This window comes from Sphaerisporangium krabiense (assembly GCF_014200435.1).
Lineage (GTDB): Bacteria > Actinomycetota > Actinomycetes > Streptosporangiales > Streptosporangiaceae > Sphaerisporangium > Sphaerisporangium krabiense.
On the sequence record NZ_JACHBR010000001.1, the window covers coordinates 6,071,772 to 6,089,181 of the forward strand.

22 protein-coding genes are annotated in these 17,410 nt (G+C 73.6%); 19 read left to right on the forward strand and 3 right to left on the reverse strand.

The genetic code is table 11. The features are described 5' to 3' along the window. Positions 1-125 precede the first annotated feature (125 nt). The 5 genes from BJ981_RS26560 (at position 126) to BJ981_RS26580 (ending at position 3,648) form a co-directional block, all read left to right on the forward strand. On the forward strand, positions 126-461 hold the full coding sequence (locus BJ981_RS26560; RefSeq protein WP_184614813.1) for a hypothetical protein: 336 nt from the start codon (positions 126-128) through the stop codon (positions 459-461). Positions 462-516: 55 nt separating this feature from the next. After that, a complete protein-coding gene (locus BJ981_RS26565; protein WP_184614815.1) occupies positions 517-660 on the forward strand; it encodes a hypothetical protein in 144 nt (47 codons plus the stop codon). Further along, a complete protein-coding gene (locus tag BJ981_RS26570; RefSeq protein WP_307837839.1) occupies positions 654-1,019 on the forward strand; it encodes a DUF2203 domain-containing protein in 366 nt (121 codons plus the stop codon). Before BJ981_RS26565 ends, BJ981_RS26570 begins: the two co-directional genes overlap by 7 nt. An 81-nt stretch (positions 1,020-1,100) precedes the next feature. Then, entirely contained in the window at positions 1,101-2,600 is a 1,500-nt protein-coding gene (locus BJ981_RS26575) for a bifunctional phosphatase PAP2/diacylglycerol kinase family protein (RefSeq protein ID WP_184614817.1), read from the forward strand. Between the two features lie 85 nt (positions 2,601-2,685). Continuing rightward, positions 2,686-3,648 carry a hypothetical protein gene (locus tag BJ981_RS26580; RefSeq protein WP_184614819.1) on the forward strand — a complete coding sequence of 321 codons (963 nt, stop codon included), beginning with the start codon at positions 2,686-2,688 and terminating at the stop codon, positions 3,646-3,648. A 105-nt stretch (positions 3,649-3,753) separates the two neighbouring features. On the opposite strand, the gene BJ981_RS26585 is transcribed toward BJ981_RS26580, so the two are convergent. Both BJ981_RS26585 and BJ981_RS26590 read right to left on the reverse strand, forming a co-directional pair. Beyond that, positions 3,754-4,023, reverse strand: a complete 270-nt coding sequence (locus tag BJ981_RS26585) for a TFIIB-type zinc ribbon-containing protein (protein WP_184614821.1) — start codon at positions 4,021-4,023, stop codon at positions 3,754-3,756. Between the two features lie 35 nt (positions 4,024-4,058). Then, positions 4,059-5,018 (reverse strand): aminoglycoside phosphotransferase/kinase family protein, encoded by a 960-nt coding sequence (locus BJ981_RS26590; RefSeq protein ID WP_184614823.1) that lies wholly within the window; start codon positions 5,016-5,018, stop codon positions 4,059-4,061. Positions 5,019-5,054: 36 nt separating this feature from the next. Here BJ981_RS26590 and BJ981_RS26595 point away from each other — a divergent pair, with 36 nt between their 5' ends. Further along, positions 5,055-5,960, forward strand: coding sequence for a TIGR03619 family F420-dependent LLM class oxidoreductase (locus tag BJ981_RS26595; RefSeq protein WP_184614825.1), 906 nt, complete (start codon positions 5,055-5,057; stop codon positions 5,958-5,960). 70 nt (positions 5,961-6,030) lie between these two features. On the opposite strand, the gene BJ981_RS26600 is transcribed toward BJ981_RS26595, so the two are convergent. Then, positions 6,031-6,618 carry a TetR family transcriptional regulator gene (locus BJ981_RS26600; RefSeq protein ID WP_184614827.1) on the reverse strand — a complete coding sequence of 196 codons (588 nt, stop codon included), beginning with the start codon at positions 6,616-6,618 and terminating at the stop codon, positions 6,031-6,033. 73 nt (positions 6,619-6,691) lie between these two features. On the opposite strand from BJ981_RS26600, the gene BJ981_RS26605 reads away from it, so the two are divergent. The 13 genes from BJ981_RS26605 (at position 6,692) to BJ981_RS26665 (ending at position 17,357) form a co-directional block, all read left to right on the forward strand. Further along, positions 6,692-7,504: a class I SAM-dependent methyltransferase gene (locus tag BJ981_RS26605; RefSeq protein ID WP_184614829.1), complete on the forward strand. Its 813-nt coding sequence runs from the start codon at positions 6,692-6,694 to the stop codon at positions 7,502-7,504. A gap of 470 nt (positions 7,505-7,974) precedes the next feature. Beyond that, positions 7,975-8,487, forward strand: a complete 513-nt coding sequence (locus BJ981_RS26610; RefSeq protein WP_204070404.1) for an aromatic-ring-hydroxylating dioxygenase subunit beta — start codon at positions 7,975-7,977, stop codon at positions 8,485-8,487. A 20-nt stretch (positions 8,488-8,507) separates the two neighbouring features. Then, complete coding sequence (locus BJ981_RS26615) at positions 8,508-9,884, forward strand: aromatic ring-hydroxylating oxygenase subunit alpha (RefSeq protein WP_184614831.1); 1,377 nt, start codon at positions 8,508-8,510, stop codon at positions 9,882-9,884. Further along, positions 9,877-10,473, forward strand: a complete 597-nt coding sequence (locus tag BJ981_RS26620) for an isochorismatase family protein (protein ID WP_184614832.1) — start codon at positions 9,877-9,879, stop codon at positions 10,471-10,473. Before BJ981_RS26615 ends, BJ981_RS26620 begins: the two co-directional genes overlap by 8 nt. After that, complete coding sequence (locus BJ981_RS26625; RefSeq protein ID WP_184614834.1) at positions 10,464-11,615, forward strand: NADH-ubiquinone oxidoreductase-F iron-sulfur binding region domain-containing protein; 1,152 nt, start codon at positions 10,464-10,466, stop codon at positions 11,613-11,615. Before BJ981_RS26620 ends, BJ981_RS26625 begins: the two co-directional genes overlap by 10 nt. Further along, the gene (locus BJ981_RS26630; protein WP_184614836.1) at positions 11,612-11,800 is read left to right on the forward strand and encodes a ferredoxin; all 189 of its coding nucleotides are present in this window, start codon (positions 11,612-11,614) and stop codon (positions 11,798-11,800) included. Before BJ981_RS26625 ends, BJ981_RS26630 begins: the two co-directional genes overlap by 4 nt. A 2-nt stretch (positions 11,801-11,802) precedes the next feature. Continuing rightward, entirely contained in the window at positions 11,803-12,558 is a 756-nt protein-coding gene (locus BJ981_RS26635) for an SDR family oxidoreductase (protein WP_184614838.1), read from the forward strand. Between the two features lie 19 nt (positions 12,559-12,577). After that, positions 12,578-13,597, forward strand: a complete 1,020-nt coding sequence (locus tag BJ981_RS26640; RefSeq protein WP_184614840.1) for a 2,5-dihydroxypyridine 5,6-dioxygenase NicX family protein — start codon at positions 12,578-12,580, stop codon at positions 13,595-13,597. Position 13,598: 1 nt separating this feature from the next. Continuing rightward, positions 13,599-14,702, forward strand: a complete 1,104-nt coding sequence (locus BJ981_RS26645) for a DODA-type extradiol aromatic ring-opening family dioxygenase (protein ID WP_184614842.1) — start codon at positions 13,599-13,601, stop codon at positions 14,700-14,702. Further along, positions 14,695-15,567 carry a nitrilase-related carbon-nitrogen hydrolase gene (locus BJ981_RS26650; protein WP_184614844.1) on the forward strand — a complete coding sequence of 291 codons (873 nt, stop codon included), beginning with the start codon at positions 14,695-14,697 and terminating at the stop codon, positions 15,565-15,567. Before BJ981_RS26645 ends, BJ981_RS26650 begins: the two co-directional genes overlap by 8 nt. Continuing rightward, positions 15,564-15,803, forward strand: coding sequence for a hypothetical protein (locus tag BJ981_RS26655; RefSeq protein WP_184614846.1), 240 nt, complete (start codon positions 15,564-15,566; stop codon positions 15,801-15,803). Before BJ981_RS26650 ends, BJ981_RS26655 begins: the two co-directional genes overlap by 4 nt. After that, the gene (locus tag BJ981_RS26660; protein ID WP_184614848.1) at positions 15,796-16,620 is read left to right on the forward strand and encodes a GntR family transcriptional regulator; all 825 of its coding nucleotides are present in this window, start codon (positions 15,796-15,798) and stop codon (positions 16,618-16,620) included. Before BJ981_RS26655 ends, BJ981_RS26660 begins: the two co-directional genes overlap by 8 nt. Further along, positions 16,617-17,357 (forward strand): maleate cis-trans isomerase family protein, encoded by a 741-nt coding sequence (locus tag BJ981_RS26665; protein WP_184614850.1) that lies wholly within the window; start codon positions 16,617-16,619, stop codon positions 17,355-17,357. The genes BJ981_RS26660 and BJ981_RS26665 overlap by 4 nt, the downstream gene beginning before the upstream one ends. The last annotated feature ends 53 nt before the right edge of the window (positions 17,358-17,410 follow it).

The window sequence follows — 17,410 nt, forward strand, 5'->3', positions numbered from 1 at the left end:
GCGGTTACTCGCGTGGGTACGGCGGTCACTCGCGGGAGGAGAAAGCTCCTCCGTGGGCGGGCGCCGCGCCATCTGGATGACACAGGGGTGTCACTATGGCGACACACTCTGTCACGGAGGTGCGCATGAGCCAGGAGCCGACGCGGCCGGACGCCGCGACGCGGGCGCCCGGGGACGACGGCCCGCCGCCCGCCGGATGCCACGGCGCGGCCGAGGCGCTCTCCGCGTACGCGCGGGCCGTCGGCCTGTGCGGCACGGTGGGGGAGGAGAGGTTCTTCCGTGCCGCCTTCAGCCGTGCGCGGCGCTGGGAGCACGGCGAGATCGCGGTGGGCTGCGGCGAGGGCGGCGAGCAGCGCGCCCGGGTCCTGGAGGTCGACGCCGACGAGGTGCTGCGCGACGCCCTCGGCGAGGAGCCGCCGCTCCCGCCCCTGCCCGTGCCCGCGGCCCCGGCGGCCTCCTGACCCGCGCGGGGAGCGGTCCCCGGCGTCCCGTCCAAGGTCATATAGGATGGCGGCCATGTGCCTGCCCGCCGACGCTCCGGGCATCTCCTCCGCCGCGCCCGGGCGCGCCCGCCGTCCCGAGGAGCGCGACACGCCGTGCTCTTTGCCGGCGCGCCGCTCCACGGCGATCGACGAGAAGGGCGGGGCCCGGCCGTGGTGAACAAGGTCTTCACGGTCGAGGAGGCTCGGGGCCTCATGCCCGAGCTGCTGCGCCGCGCCGCCCTGCTGATCGGCATCCGCGCCGACCTGGCCGAACTCGGCCACGACCTCGCCGCCACGGGGCGCTCCCACCTCGGGGGCATCCCCGAGGCCAAGGCGATGGAGGCGCGCGTCGCCGAGGTCCTCGGCTGGTTCGACGAGCAGGGCATCGAGGTCAAGGGCGTCGCGCCGCTGCTCGCCGACTTCCCCGCCGTGCTGTCCGGCGAGTCGGTCCGCCTGTGCTGGATCGAGGGCGAGACCGCGCTCGGCTGGTACCACCGCAGCGACCTGGGCTTCCCCGGCCGGCGTCCCTTACCCTGACCCGGGGGCGGAGGTGAATAGGGGCCGCTCGTGGGACTGTGAGTGGCCCCTGTGGGCACTAACCAGGGCATGTGGAGGGTCATGACCGAGCGCACGCCGATCAGGAAGAGGCTCGGCGCCGTGGACCGGCGCCTGTTCAGATCGGTCGCCGACGCGCACCTGCCCGGCTTCGACCGCGTGCTGCCCCGCCTGTCGCGCGCGGCCGACAACTCCCTGCTGTGGGCGGGGGTCGCGGGCGCTCTGGCGCTGACCGGACGGCGGCGGATGCGCCGGGCGGCCACCCGCGGCCTGCTGGCCATCAGCCTCGCCAGCCCCGTGGTCAACCTGCTCGGCAAACAGGCGTTCGCGCGCAACCGTCCGTCCATCGTGGACTTCCCGCTGGCACGGCTCGGCAAGATGCCCTCCTCCCACTCGTTCCCCTCCGGCCACTCGGCCTCGGCCGCCGCGTTCGCCGCGGCCGTGGCGATGGAGGCCCCCGCACGGGTCGCCGTGCCCGTCGCGGTCACCGCCGGGGCCGTCTGCTTCTCCCGCGTGTACACCGGCGTCCACTACCCCGGCGACGTGCTCGCCGGCGTCGCGCTGGGCCTCACCGCCGCGCTGGTCACCACGCGCCTGTGGCCGGGCCAGACCGTGGACGGCGACGCCCGGGTCGCCGCGACCGCGCCGCTCATCGACCTCGACCCCGACGGCGAGGGCGTGGTGGCCGTCGTCAACGACGCCGCGGGCCGCGACCCCGGCACCGCGTCCGCCGTCGCCAAGGTGCTCCCCAAGGCGGAGGTCATCGAGGTCCAGCCCGGCGAGGAGCTGATGGACCGGTTGCGCGAGGCCGCGGGCCGGGCGCGCGTGCTGGCCGTGGCGGGCGGCGACGGCACGATGAACTGCGGCGCGCAGGTCGCCATCGAGCACGGCCTCCCGCTGCTGCCCATCCCCGCGGGCACCTTCGACCACTTCGCCCGCACCCTCGGCCTGGAGACCATCCAGGAGGCCGTCGCCGCCTACCGCGCCGGGCACGTGGTCGCGGTCGACGTCGGCGAGGTGGCGGGGAAGGTGTTCCTCAACACCGCCAGCCTCGGCATCTACCCGCTGCTGGTGGACCGCCGCGAGCACTGGGAGAAGCGCATCGGCAAGTGGCCGGCGCTGGTGCTGGCCATGGCCGACGTGCTCATGCACGACCGCCGACCCCAGGAGATGCTCGTGGACGGCGTGCGGCGCCGCGTGTGGCTGCTGTTCGCGGGCAACTGCGCCTACGAGTCGCGCGGGGTCGCGCCCACGCGCAGGAACCGCCTGGAGGACGGCGTCCTTGACCTCAGGCTGCTCACCGCCGCCTCGCGGCTGCCCCGGCTGCGGGCGCTGGCGAGCACGGTGCTCGGCAGCGCCGGGCTGTCGCGCCACTACTTCCAGTGGCGGGCCGACACCGTCCACGTCGCGCCCCTGGTGACGGGGGAGCGGCGGGTCCGCGCGGGCGGCGCGGCGGAGGAGGAACTGAGGCTGGCCCGCGACGGAGAGACCTTCACCGCCACGGGGCCGCTCGTCCTCAGCAAACGGCCGAGATCCCTCCTGGTTTTCCGCCCTATCGAGTGACCTGCCGGTTTTGACGGCATGCGCGGGCATGCGAGGCTGACATACGAACTTGACGCCCTTGGTGAAGCTCGTCGATCATGTCCGGATGAGCGCCCATCGGCGGGCTCCCGCCGCGCTTGCCGCGACCCTCTCCCTGGCGACGGCCCTGGCCGCCTGCACCACCGGCGGGCCTTCCGCGCCCGCCGCGTCCGGAGCCGCTGGCTCCTCGGGCTCCTCGGCCGCCGCCAGCCCCGCGCCGGACCTCGCCGGCGCCTACCGCGAGACCCTCAGGTCCGCGGCCGACCCGCTCGGATCCGCCCTCGACGGCCTGCCCAAGGCGCGCACGCTGAAGTCGCTGGACCAGCGGCTCGAACGCGCCCAGGGCGCGGCGAGCGACGCCGTGGAACGCCTCGGCGCCGCCACCCCGCCCCCCGAGGTCGGCGCCGAGCACTCCGACTACCTCGCCGCGCTGCGCGGCCTCGACGGCGACCTCGGCACGCTGCGCGACGCCGTCGCCGGGCACGAGCTGTGCGCGCCCTCGGCCGTCCTCGCCCGGCTCGGCGGGACGGACGGCTACGGCGCGGTCAGGGACGCGGGCGGCGAACTCGCCGCCAAGGGCGACTACCCGGCCGACGTCGCCCGGCTGAAGACGCCCAAGGAGCAGTCCCGGCGGCTGGCCAACGGCGCGTTCATCCGCCGGGGGCCCCGCGGCGGCCTCGGGCACCTGATCGTCAAGAACGGCGCGACGTCCGACACGGTGATCAGCGTGGTGCGCGGCAAGAGCGCCGTCACCCGCTTCTACATCCGCAAGGGCAAGAACGTCACGGTCACCGGCGTGCCGGACGGCACCTACAAGGTCTACTACACCAGCGGATCCGACTGGGACCGGCGCACGCGCGCCTTCACGCGCGACTGCGCGTTCAAGAAGTTCGGCAAGGACCTGGCGTTCAGGACCCGGCGCACCGCCACGTACATCCAGCCCATGTCCTGGAGCATCACGCTGCGCCCCGTCGTCGGGGGCAACGTCCGCAGCGTCGAGGTGGACCCGGAGGACTTCCCGGGCGGCTGACCCCGGCGCCCGCTCGTCGGGGCGGGCGCACGGGAGCGGGACGCCGCCGGAGGTACGGCACCGGCGCGGATGCGCCGGTGCGTCGCGCCGTGCCCCGCCCGCGGGTCAGCTCGAGAACAGCATGCCCACCCAGCTGCGCTGGTGGTGGCCCCGGTGGTGTCCGTGGTGGGGGCTGCCCCACGCCGGGCCGCCGTGCGCGGGGGGCGGCGGCGGAGGCGCGGAGTAGGTCTGCTGCGCCCACTGGTTCTCGATCCTGGACAGGGTCTCCAGCTCGCCGTAGTCCAGGAAGATGCCGCGGCAGTTGTCGCACTGCTCGATGTGGACGCCGTTGCGATCGAAGGTCCGCATGGTACCGCTGCACTTGGGGCAACGCATCGAGTCGTTCTCCTTCAGGCTGGACTCAGGCGACCCTACCGCGCGGCGGCGGCTTGGGTGATCCTCTCGCAGGAGGAGACGAGGGCCCGCTCGACCTCGTCGAGAGGACGGCCCTCCGCGCCCGCCGCCGCCACCGCCGTGGCCGCCAACTGCACCGTCAACGCGCGGGCCGGCACGTCCAGTTCCCGCCACGGATCCCCGGCGGGCACGGCGTTTCCGCCCGCGTCGAGGTAGGCGCCGAGGAACCGTTCCCACAGATCCGGGGACAGCAGACCGGTGGCGTACCAGGCGGCGGGACGCGCCAGGTCCCAGGTGGCCACGCCCACCCCCAGGTCGTCCACGTCGATGAGCACCCACGCGCCGCGATGGCGCACGATCTGCCCGAGATGCCAGTCGCCGTGCGTCAGCGCCCGCGGCCCCGCACCCCGCGCGGCGGGGACGAGACCGGAGGCGGCGCGGGCCTCGCGCGGCAGCGTGGCGAAGGCGGCGCGGATCACGGCCACCGGCCCCGCGTACGCCTGCCCCGGCCCGTCGAGTTCGTCCAGCAGCGCGACGGCGCGGGCGACGCGCGCCGGGCCGCCGGCCGGCGGCAGCGCGCGCGCCGGCGGCGCGCCGTCCCCCGGTGCCGCGGACAAGCCGTCCAGGGGCGTGGCGTGCAGGCGGGCCAGCAGCACGGCCGCCGCCTCCCACGGCGCGCCGTCCGGGTCGGCCGGATCGACCGGCTCGCCCGCCGGCCACACGGTGACGGGCCGGCCGGCGACGTGCTCGACGCGCGGCGAGACCGGGGGCAGCAGCACGCCGGGCAGTGCCGCGGCGACGCGCAGCCGTGCCGCCAGCGCCGTCTCGTCGGTGTCCCGCGGATGCGCCTTGACCACCAGGTCGCCGGCGCGCACCACGGTCACCTTGGTGTTCTTGAGCACCGTCCACGGGCCCTCGCCCGCGAGGGCCGCGAGGGACCCGGCCAGGGTGGAGGTCAACGCGCCTTCGCCGGTCACCGGTCCAATCTACGTCGCGGTCATAAGGTGGTGACCATGAAAATTGGCTTCGGGGTACCGGTTTCGGGTCCGTGGGCGACGCCCGCGAACATGGTCCGTGTCGCGCGGCGGGCGCAGGAGCTCGGCTACGCGTCGCTGTGGGCGTTCCAGCGGCTTCTCTATCCCGTGGGTCATCCGATGGGCCCGGTCTACCGCTCGGTACAGGACCCGATCGTCACGCTGTCGTACCTCGCGGGCGTCACCGAGGACATCCGGCTCGGCCTCGCGATCGTCAACCTGCCGTTCTACTCCCCGGCGCTGCTGGCCAAGCAGCTCGCCACGCTGCAGGACGTCTCGGGCGGGCGCCTGGACGCCGGGCTCGGCCTCGGGTGGCTGGCGGAGGAGTTCACCGCCTCGGGCGCTCCCATGGCCGCGCGCGGGCGCAGGGCGGTGGAGTTCCTTCAGGTGCTGCGGCGGTTCTGGGCCGAGGACGTCGTCTCGCACAAGGGCGAGTTCTACGAGGTGCCGCCCGTGCACATGGACCCCAAGCCCCGGCCGGCCCCGCCGCCCGTGCTGCTCGGCGGGACCGCCGAGCCGGCGCTGCGCCGCGCGGGCGAGCTGGCCGACGGCTGGATCAGCTCCAGCCGCACCGACCTGTCCGCCATCCAGGACCAGATCCAGGTCATCAAGGACGCCGCCCGGGCGGCGGGCCGCGATCCGGAGTCGCTGCGCTTCATCTGCCGGGGCTCCACCAAGGTGCGCGAGGCCGGACTGCCCGGCCGTCCCATGCTCACCGGCTCGCTCGACGAGATCCGCGGCGACGTCGAACGCCTCGCCACCACCGGCCTGACCGAGCTGTTCCACGACCTCAACTTCGACCCCGAGATCGTCGCTCCGGGCACCGACCCCGCCGAGTCCATGCGCCGCGCCGAGGAGGCCCTCACGGCCCTGGCCCCGTCCTGACCCTCGATCTCGTCCCGCGCCGGCCCGTCGTGACCGCGACGGGCCGGCACCGCTCTGGCCGCGGCCATGGTCAGGGGAGGGTCTTGGCGATGATCGCGTTCACCGTCCTGACGACGGTCTCCCGCTGCGGCGGGGTGCCGGTGCGGTCGGCGAACAGGTGGTGGGTGGCGCCGATCAGGGTGGGGGCCAGGGTCTCGACGTCGGCGTCGGGGGTGAGGCGGCCGAGGGCGCGTTCCGCGGTGAGGTAGGAGCCGATCATGGCCGCGGCCTCGGCCAGGAGGGGGATCCCGGAGGGCCAGGTGCGGCGCAGGCGGGCGCGCAGCTCGTCCCGGAAGATGATGAGAGGGACGATGGCCACGGCGACCGAGTCGAACAGGTCCGTCAGGGCGTCGGTGAGGTTGCCGGCGACGGTGCCGGTCCCCGCGGCCTCCAGCAGGGCGAACGCCTGAGGGGCCATGCGGCCGGCGCGGTCGAGCACGAACTCGGCGAGGAAGCCGTCGAAGTCGTCGAAGTGCCGGTGCAGGACGCCTTTGGCGCAGCCCGCCTCCGTGGTGACGGCCCGGCTGGTCAGCGCGCTCGGCCCGTCGCGCAGCAGCACGCGTTCCGCCGCGTCGAACAACTGCTCCCTGACGTCGCGGATGGCCACGCCCGTCGGCATGGTGGATCCCTCATTCCCTTGGCGTGCGGCCCACGCGGTTGTCGAGTGGGCATGTGCCCACTATGGTGGGCGCATGCCCACTATACCTTCGGAGCAAGAGCCTCCCCAGCAGCTGCACCGGTTGCGGCAGGTCGCGGAGTCCTTCGGCGCGGACGCCGAACGCTACGACCGGGCCCGCCCCAGCTACCCCGGCGCCATGGTGGCCCGGATCGTCGCCGCCAGCCCCGGACCCGACGTCCTCGACGTCGGCTGCGGCACCGGCATCTCGTCCCGGCTGTTCCAGGCGGCCGGGTGCCGGGTGCTCGGCGTCGACGCCGACGCGCGGATGGCCGAACTGGCCCGGCGCAACGGACTGGAGGTCGAGGTCGCGACGTTCGAGGCGTGGGACCCCGCCGGGCGGGAGTTCGACGCGGTCGTCGCCGGGCAGGCGTGGCACTGGGTGGACGCGGTCGCGGGCGCCGCCAAGGCGGCGGAGGTGCTGCGGCCAGGCGGCCGGCTGGCGGTGTTCTGGAACGTGGCCGAGCCCCCCGCCGACCTGGCGGAGCGGTCCGCCGAGATCTACCGGCGCGTGCTGCCCGACCTGCCGCACGACGCGGCGACGTCCCCGATGGACGCCTACGGGGCGATGGCCGCCAAGGCGGCGGACGGGATACGGCAGGCGGGCGCGTTCGGCGACCCGGAGGAGTGGCGGTTCCCCTGGGAGCAGCACTACACGCGCGACGAGTGGCTCGACGTCCTGCCCACCCACGGCTTCCACACCCGGCTCCCCCCGGACCTCCTCCAGGAACTCCTCACCGCCACCGGCGCCGCCATCGACGCGGCCGGCGGCGCCTTCACCATGCGCTACACCACCCTGACCCTCACCGCCTCCCGCCCCACCCCCTGACCCCGGCCCCTGACCCCGCCGCACAATCCCATGCGGCACGGAGGTCTCCGGCCTCCGGGCTGCGTGGCTCGCCGGCGCGCGGTCATGGGTGGGATCGCGGTGCCTGGCCACGACGGTGCCGCACGGGTGGGTTCGACACACCTCAGCCATCAGAAATCATCTGACACTTGACCGCGCCGTACAGCCGGTCATCCAGACGACTCCGCAGGATGATCGAACTGACCTAGCCCTCCCGCGCGGCGCCGTCGTGGCGGATCACCGTGAGCCCACTCAAGAGGCACGTGAAGCCCGGAGGAGTCGTGGCGGGTGAGGCGCGACGGATCCCACGGCCGCCGGCTGGGACGCCGCCTTCCCCGTCGGCCGACCCCGGTTGGGGGCCGGCCGATGCGGACGTACATGCTTTTACCAGGACACTCTTGTCAGCTCTCAAAGTGTATGCAAAAGTGTGCTCACTTCGAGAGGAGGTGGCCGTGGGCAGGGTCATGGCCGGGAGCCCGCTGTACGACGAGGTCGTGCAATGGATGGACATCGAGGCCGAGTTGCTCGATGAGTACCGGGAGCGCGAGTGGCTCGAAGGCATGGTGAGCCAGGAGGTCGTCTACCAGGTGCCGTTGCGCCAGACCGTCGAGCGCGCCCGGGGCACCGGGTTCGTGGACGGGGTCTACCACCTGGACGAGACCTACGGATCCCTGAGGAGCCGGGTCGCGCGGAACGAGACCGCGTACGCGTGGGCGGAGGACCCGCCATCCCGGATCAGGCATTTCGTGACCAACATCCGCGCCTCCGAGGACGGCGACGCGATCGGCGTGCGGAGCAACCTCCTGATCTTCAGGACCCGCCAGGAGCAGACGCAGCCGCAGCTGCTGTCCGGCGAGCGCCGTGACGTGCTGCGCCGCGAGGACGGCGTGCTGAAGCTCTACCGCCGCCGGGTCCTGCTCGACCTGACGGTGATCGGCACCCACAACCTGTCCATCTTCTTCTGAGGTCCCGAGGAGCAACCCCGATGACGATCACTGGGCCCACGAGGGCGGACGCGCTCCTCGACGCGCTGGACCGCGGCCTTCCCCACGGCGAGATCCCGGTCGGCCTGTTCGGCAACCAGGAGATCTACGACCGCGAGCTGCGGCGGCTGTTCGGCCGCTGCTGGGTCTTCCTGGCCCACGAGTCGGAGATCGAGGCCAAGGGCGACTACGTGCTGCGCAAGATCGGTGAGGACAGCTTCATCGTGATCCGCGACGAGCACGGCGGGATCAACGTCCTGTTCGACGCCTGCCGCCACCGCGGCGTGCAGGTCTGCCGCTCCGACTCCGGCAACACCTCCCACTTCCGCTGCCCGTACCACGGCTGGACGTACAACACCAAGGGCGACCTGGTCGGCGCGCCGCTGTGGCGCAACGCGTTCGGCGGCATGCCCAAGGAGGGCAACGGCCTCACCAAGGCGGCCAAGGTGGCGTCCTACCACGGGCTGGTCTTCGCCACGCTGGACCCCTCGGCGCCCCCGCTGGAGGAGTACCTCGGCGGCATGGCCTGGTACCTGGACCTGCTGTTCGGCCTCAACGAGCACGGCATGGAGATCGTCGGAGCGCCGCAGCGCTTCGTCATCGACGCGAACTGGAAGTCCGGCAGCGACAACTTCGCCGGCGACGACTACCACCTCGGCACGCTGCACCGTTCGGTGTGGGAGATCGGCGCCTTCCCGGTGCCGTTCCGCGAGAACATGATGGGCTACCACGTCCAGGCCGCGCCGGGGCATTCGCTGTCGTTCTCGATGGCCCCCACCGAGGACGAGCCGGGCCCCAAGTTCTTCGGCTTCCCCGAGGAGCTCGTCGCCACGTTCGACACCAGCCGGATCAGCGCGCACCAACTCGACATCGCCCGCCGCTCGCGCGTCATGGTCGCCAACGTCTTCCCGAACTTCTCGATCCTGGCGCTGCCGATGACCGAGGACGGCGCCCACCACCCGCCGACCGGCGTGGTGACGATCCGCACCTGGCAGCCGCACGGCGTCGGCCAGGTCGAGATCTGGAACTGGTTCTGCGTCTACAAGAACATGACGCCCGCGCAGAAGGACCGGGCGTACCGGGCCGGGCTCGGCACGTTCTCCATGGGCGGCGCGTTCGAGATGGACGACACCGAGCCGTGGATCACCGTCAGCCGCACCGGCCGCTCGGTCGCCGCCGACCTGCTCGACTTCAAGCTCAACTACCAGATGGGCATGCCGGGCGTCGGCATCGCCAAGCCGGTCGAGGACTGGCCCGGCCCCGGCATCTCCTACTGGACCCGGTACGAGGAGGGCGTGCAGCGCAACCTCTACCGCTTCTACGGCGACATGATGCGCGCGGAGCCGGGCGCCTGGCCGAAGTTCTCCTTCGATGACTGAGGTCCCCGCGGGCCTCGGCGGCCGGCTGACGCCGGGCGCGCGGCCGGCCGTGGTGGTCGTGGACCTGATCAACGGGTTCACCGACCCGGCCTGCCCGCCGGGCGCCGACCTCGGCGAGGTCGTGGCCGCCACCGCCCGGCTGCTCGCCCACGCCCGCGCCCGGGGCTGGCCGGTGTTCTTCACCACCATCTCCTACGCGCCCGGGGAACCGGACAGCCTGGTCTGGCTGCGCAAGATGCCCGCGCTGGCCGCGCTCGCCGAGGGCACCCCCTGGGTGGAGGTCGACGCGCGGCTCAAGGGCGGCGAGCCGGTCCTGGTGAAGAAGCAGGCGTCGGCGTTCCACGGCACCGGCCTGGCCGCGCTCCTGGCGGAGAGCGGCGCGGACACCCTCGTCGTGACCGGCGCGACGACCTCCGGGTGCGTCCGCGCCACCGTCATCGACGCCTGCGCGCTCAACTACCCCGTCTTCGTCCCCGCCGAGTGCGTCGGCGACCGGCAGGCGGGCCCGCACGCGGCGAATCTGTACGACATCGACGCCAAGTACGCCGACGTGATCGGGCTCGAGGAGGTGATGGCGCTGTGGAGCTGACGGGGGAGACCAGGCTGTTCACCCGGGAGCCCATGGACCTCGCCGCCGAGCTGGCCGCCGGCACCTACGGGCCGGTGATCCGCGACGACCTGATCGCCGAGATCGAGGCCGCCGGCCTGCGGGGACGCGGGGGCGCGGGGTTCCCCGCGCACGTCAAGTGGCGCGCGGTCGCCGCCAACCCCGGGCCGCGCGTGGTCGTGGCCAACGGGGAGGAGGGCGAGCCCGCCTCCCGCAAGGACCGCTGGCTGCTGACCCACCGCCCCCACCTCGTCCTGGACGGCCTGCTGCTGGCCGCGCGGGCCGTCGGCGCCGCCAGGGCCGTCGTCTACCTCTCCCACGCCGACACGGTCGCCGCGGTCGAGGCGGCGCTGGCCGAGCGCCCGCCCGCCATGCCGGTGGACGTCCACGTCGTCGCGCCCACCTACGTCGCGGGGGAGGAGAGCGCCGCCTGCCGGTCCATCGGCGGCGGCCCCGCGCTGCCGCTGGCCAAGCCGCCGCGGGTCTGCGACGCGGGCGTGGACGGCCGTCCGACGCTCGTCTCCAACGTCGAGACGCTGGCGCACGCCGCCTGGATCGCCCGGCACGGCGCCGCCGCGTACCGGGGGCAGGGCACGCCGGGCTCGCCGGGCACCACGCTGGTCACGCTGTCCGGCGCGGTCGCGGCCCCGGGCGTGTACGAGGTCCCGTTCGGGCCGACCCTCGCCGAGCTGTTCGACGTGGCAGGAGGGTTCACCGGCACCCCGGCCGGGTTCGTGATGGGCGGCTGGTTCGGCGGACTGCTCGGCCCCCGGCACACCGGCCTGCGCGTCACCTACGAGGACGTGCGGGCCGCCGGGTCTGGCCTCGGCTGCGGCGCCGTCACCGCCCTCGCCGCCGACCAGGACCCGCTCGCCGTCGCCGCCGAGATCACCGCCTGGTACGCCGCCGAGTCGGCCGGGCAGTGCGGCGTGTGCGTCCGGGGCACCGCCGCCATCAGGGACGCCTTCGCCGCCCTCCGGGACGGCGCCGCGTCCGCAAAGGACCGGGCCGACCTGGCCCGCTGGGGGGAGACGCTGCCCGGCCGGGGCGCGTGCGCGTTCCTCGACGGCGCGGCCGGGTGGGCCAGGACCGTCCTCACCGAGTTCGAGGGAGTCACGATATGAAGGCGTTCGTCGACGCGACCAAGTGCAACGGCTACGGCACCTGCGCCGAGCTCGCGCCCACGCTCATCCAGCTCGACGACTGGGGCTACGCCTCGGTCATCGGCGACGGCACGGTGACGGACGAGGCCACGGCCCGCGCGGCCGCCGCGTCCTGCCCCGAGTGCGCGATCACCCTCCAGGACTGACCGTGGACCTCGGACTGAAGGACCAGGTCGCGCTGGTCACCGCCGCGAGCCGCGGCATCGGCGCCGCGATCGCCGCGCGGCTCGCCGACGAGGGCGCCACCGTCGCCGTCGCCGCCCGCGCCCCGCAGGCCGGGCCCGGCCAGGCGGCCTACCCGGTGGACCTGTCGGACGCCGCGGCCGTCGACGCCCTCGTCCCGCGCGTGGTCGCCGACCACGGGCGGCTGGACGTCCTGGTGGTGAACACCCCCGGGCCGCGCATCCTGCCGTTCCTCGACACCACCGCCGGCGACTACGCGACCGCCTACGACCTGCTGGTCCGCCCGGCGGTCCAGCTCGCCACGGCGGGCGCCCGGGTCATGGCGGAGCGGGGCGGCGGGTCGATCCTGTTCGTCACCTCCACCTGGGTGAGGCAACCCGCGCCCGGCGGCGTCCTGTCGGCCACCATGCGCGCGGCCATATCGGCGCTGTCCAAGCAGATGTCGATGGAGCTCGCCCCGCACGGGATCCGCGTCAACCAGCTCATGCCCGGCGCCACCGGCACCGACCGGATGCGCGCCATCACCACCGCCAAGGCCGCCGCCAACGGCACCACCGAGGACGAGGAGGTCGCCAAGGTCGTCTCGGCCATCCCCCTGGGCCGCTGGGCGGAGCCGGAGGAGATCGCGCGGGCCGCCGCCTACCTGGTCTCGCCCGCCGCCGCCTTCGTGACCGGCGCGGCCTTCGCGGTCGACGGCGGCGCCATCCGCTCAACCCTCTAACCGAAGGAGCATCAGAAGAATGCCGAAGACCCTGCGCGAACTCTTCGTCGACCAGTACGGCCTGTGCAAGCTCACCTCGTCGGAGACGGTCGCGGTCATCTCCGAGCTGGGGCAGAAGACCGAGTACGCCGAGGCGGCCGTCGCCGCCGCCCGCGACCTCGGCGCCGGCGCCCTCGTGCTGACCGCCTCCAGCCTGTCCAACCCGATGCTGCCCCCCTACGAGGCCGACGGGCGGGAGGTCGCCGCGCTGCTCGCCGCCGCGGCCGAGTGCGACCTGGTCATCGACGTGACGGTGGGCGGCCTCATCCACTCCGACGTGCGGACCCGGATCACCGGCAACGGCAAGCGCATGCTGTTCGTGGCCGAGCCCGCCGACGTGCTGGAGCGGCTCATGGGCGACGAGGACCTGCGCGCCGTCGTCGAGGCCGGCGGCCGCCTGCTGAAGGCCGGGACCACGCTGCGCGTCACCAGCGCCGCGGGCACCGACCTGACCGCCGACATCTCCGGCGAGGACCTGCCCATCACCCACCAGTGGGGTTACGTGGACGAGCCGGGCCGCTGGGACCACTGGCCGAGCGGCTTCGTGGCCTGCTTCCCGCACGACCGCACGGCGCAGGGCCAGATCGTGCTGCAGCCCGGCGACGCGCTCATCCCGTGGCAGCGCGCGGTGCGCGACACCGTCACGCTGACCATCGAGGACGGCTTCATCACCGACGTCAAGGGCGACGGCAACGACGCGTTCGTGCTGCGCGACTACCTGGAGGCGTGGGACGACCCGGAGGTGTACGCGGTCTCCCACATGGGCTGGGGCGTCCACCCGGTCGCCCGCTGGTCGGCGTTCGAGGTCTACGAGCCGCGCTCGCTGTACGGCCAGGAGCTGCGCTCCACCGCGGGCAACTTCATGTGGTCCACCGGCCCGAACCGGTTCGCGAACCGGGAGACCCCGGCCCACCTGGACATCCCCATGCGCGGCTGCACCGTCGAGATCGACGGCGCGGCGGTCGTCCGCGACGGCCGCCTGACGGGAGAGGGCGCCTGACATGGACGCCAAGACGCTGGAGCGCGCGATCCTGGCCCTGGCCAAGGACACCGGCCTGCTCGCCAGGTTCCGCGAGGACCCCGCCGCCGTGGGCGCCGAGCTGGACCTGGACGCCGAATGGGCGGGCGTCATCGCGCGCGGCGACCGCGACCGGCTGCGCTCGGCGGGCCTGGTGGACGGCATCACGATCCTGGTGAGCCGCTGGTTCGCCGACGACCTCGGGGACTCCACGAGCGCGGGCAGCTTCCACGTCGAGACCACGGCCGCACTGCCCGACCCGGACGTCCCGGCCAACCTCGTCTTCGCCGGCGGCTGCTCGCACGTGCCCGACCTGCTGGCCCGGCCCGAGATCGACCCGGCCGAGGCGGTCGAGCGGCTCGGCGACGGCTACCGGCGGCTGGCCGCGCGGCTGGCCGACGCCGACCCCGAGCTGCTGATCGTCACGGCCGACTGCCACTTCCAGAGCTTCCGCACCGGCGCGTTCGTGGTGGGCACCGGAGCCTTCCACACCGGCTCGATGGAGTTCTTCAAGCGGCCCGACCTGGACCTGACGCTGACCGGTGACCCCGAGTACGCCCGCGCGCTGGTCGACTCGATCCGCGCCGAGGGCATGGAGGTCGAGGAGTCCACCCGGATCGACCTGGACCACGGCCTGATCGTGCCGCTGCGGCAGCTCCTGCCCCGCCCCGACCTGCCGGTCATCCCGATCATCACCCAGCCGGCCCGCGGGTTCTCCCCGTTCGGCGCCCGCGCCTTCGGCGAGGTCATGCGGTACGTGGTGGCCGACCGGGGCAAGCGGGTCGCGATGCTGGCCACCGGCGGGCTGTCGCACTGGCTCGACCCGGGCAAGTTCGGCGGCGTGGACGTCGAGTTCGACACCTACGTGCTGCAGATGCTCCAGGCCGGGCGCGGCTGCGACCTCGGCAACCTGGAGCCGTACGCGCTGCTCGACCACGGCCAGTACGAGTTCCTGAACTGGCTGATCATGCTGGGCCTGACCGGGCCCGGCGTGCGCGGCGAGGTGCTGGCCTACGAGCCGATGGAGGCGTCGGGCGGCGGCTGGACCGTCGTGGACATGCTCCTGCCGGAACCGGCCCGTGCCTAGCGCCGCGCCCGGTCCCCGCCTGCGGGTCGGTCTCACCCAGTGGCACGCCACCCGGGACCTCGCCGCCAACACCGCGCGCGCCGTGGAGATGATCCACGCGTGCGAGGGGGCCGACCTGGTGCTGCTGCCGGAGAACGGCCTCATGCTCGGCACCAACGCCGAGATGCGGGCCGCCGCGCTCACCGTGGACGCGCCGGAGATCGCCGCGCTGCGGCGGGCCGCCGCGGACACCGGACGCGCGGTCGTCCTCGGCGGATTCAAGCGCCGGCACTCCGGCGGCGTGCACAACACCGCGCTGGTCATCGACGGGCGCGGCGAGATCGCCGGCGGCTACGACAAGATCCACCTGTTCGACGCCGTGGTCGACGGGCGGTCGTTCGAGGCGTCGGGGGTCGAGCTGGCGGGGGACCGGCCCGTGCTGCTGACGGTGGCCGGGGTCACCGTCGGGCTCACCATCTGCTACGACGTGCGCTTCCCCGAGCTGTACCGCGCCCTGGCGCTGGCGGGGGCCGAGGTGTTCCTCGTCCCCGCGGCGTTCACCCAGCGCACCGGCGAGGCGCACTGGGAGCTGCTGCTGCGCGCCCGCGCCGTGGAGAACGCGGCCTACGTGGTCGCCTCGGCGACGGTGCGCGGCGCCGAAGGCGGCGACGCGTTCCCCACCTACGGGCACGCCCTGGCCGCCGGGCCGTGGGGCGAGGTGCTCGCCGACCTCGGCGAGGCCCCGGCCGCCTGCCGGGTGGTCGAGCTCGACCTCGCCGAGGTCGCCCGCCGCAGGGAATCGCTTCCCGTGCTGCGCGGGGTGCGGCCCGGCGCGTACCGTGTCCCGGCAGAGATCATCGACGTCGACGGAGGAGGCCGCGGATGAGCGATGCGAACGATGGGATCGTCCGGGTCGGGGAGAGTTTCGGCATCGGCAACGAGTTCACCGGAGTCCGGGTCCGCAAGGTCTGGACCCGGCAGGGCGAGCGGCTGGAGCTGAGCGTGCCGAGGCGCGGGTACCGCATCCTGCTGGACGCCATGCAACTGGAGATCGTCGCCGCCCAGGAACCGGAGAAGTTCAGCGAGCTGTTCGCGCGGAAGCTGGGTTCCGAGGATGAGTGAGATCCGGCCGGGCAACACGGTGGACGAGCTGTACCAGACCCTGCGCGAGCGGATCATCGAGGGCGTGTACGTCCCCGGCTTCCGGCTCTCGCAGGGCGGGCTCGCCGCGGAGCTGGCCACCTCGCGCACCCCGCTGCGCGAGGCCCTGCAACGGCTGGAGGCGGACGGCCTGGTCGTATCGCAGGCCAACCGCGGCATGGAGGTCGCCCCGGCCAGCCACGCCGACGTCGAGCAGCACTACGTGCTGCGCCTGCTGGTCGAGCCCCCCACGATCGCCGGGCTCGTCGGCGAGTTCACCGCTCAGGACCTGGAGCGGATGGCCGCCGACCTGGAGACCATGGAGCGCGACGGCCGCCGCGTCCGCGACTTCCAGGAGGCGCACCTGCGCTTCCACCAGACCGCGCTGCGCCGCTACCCCAAGGGCGTCGCCGACCTCATCGACATGCTGCACACCCGGATCTACCGGCACCAGCGGCTCTACCTGTCGCACCCGGGCGTCCTGGAGGACTTCACGGCCGTGGACCGGATCTTCATGGAGGCGATCCGGGACGGCGACGCGGTCCTCGCCCGGCAGGTGCTGGAGTTCCACCTGATCGACGCGGCGCTCGGCCTCGTCCTGGACGGCGAGCCCGACCACGTCTTCGGCGCGCTGCGCGTGGCCGCCCGGGGCCTCGGGATCGAGCTGGACACCACACCTGACCGGCGGATCGAGCGGCGCCCCGCGCGGCTGCGCTGGCTCCGCCAGGAGGTCCGCCACGACCTGGCCCTGACCACCACCAACCTCACCAACGCACCTCCCGAAGGAGACCCGCCATGACGGCGATCCGGGTCGGCATGATCGTGCCGAGCTCGAACACGACGATGGAGACCGAGATCCCCGCGATGCTGCGCGCCCGGGAGGAGATCCGCCCCGAGCGGTTCACCTTCCACTCCTCCCGGATGCGCATGCGGCACGTGGATCCCGAGCAGCTCCGCGAGATGGACGAGCAGTCGCTGCGCTGCGCGGTCGAGCTCGCCGACGCCGACGTGGACGTCATGGCCTACGCGTGCCTCGTGGCCATCATGGCCCAGGGCCCCGGCTACCACCGGACCAGCCAGGGCAACCTGGCCGAGAGGGCCGGGGGGAGCATCCCGGTCGTCACCTCGGCGGGCGCGCTCGTCGAAGGACTCCAGCACCTCGGGGCGAAGAAGATCTCGGTGATCGCCCCCTACATGAAGCCCCTCACCCAGACCGTCTGCGACTACATCCAGGCCGAGGGCGTCGAGGTACACGACGCGATCAGCCTGGAGGTCTCCGACAACCTGGCGGTCGGGCGGCTCGACCCGGCCGGCCTCGTCGACATCGCGGGGAAGGTCGACACCTCGGGCGTGGACGCGCTCGTGCTCAGCGCGTGCGTGCAGATGCCCTCGCTGCCCGTCGTGCAGCGGATCCAGGACGCGTTCGACATCCCGGTGGTGACCGCCTCGGTCGCCACGGTGTGGCGGACACTCCGCGTGCTCGGCCTCGACCCGGTCGTCCCGGGCGCGGGGTGGCTGCTCGCGGATCGCGGCTGACTTCGGCCGCTCCATAGGTGCATGCACTTATGCATGCACAGTGCCCCCCTCCC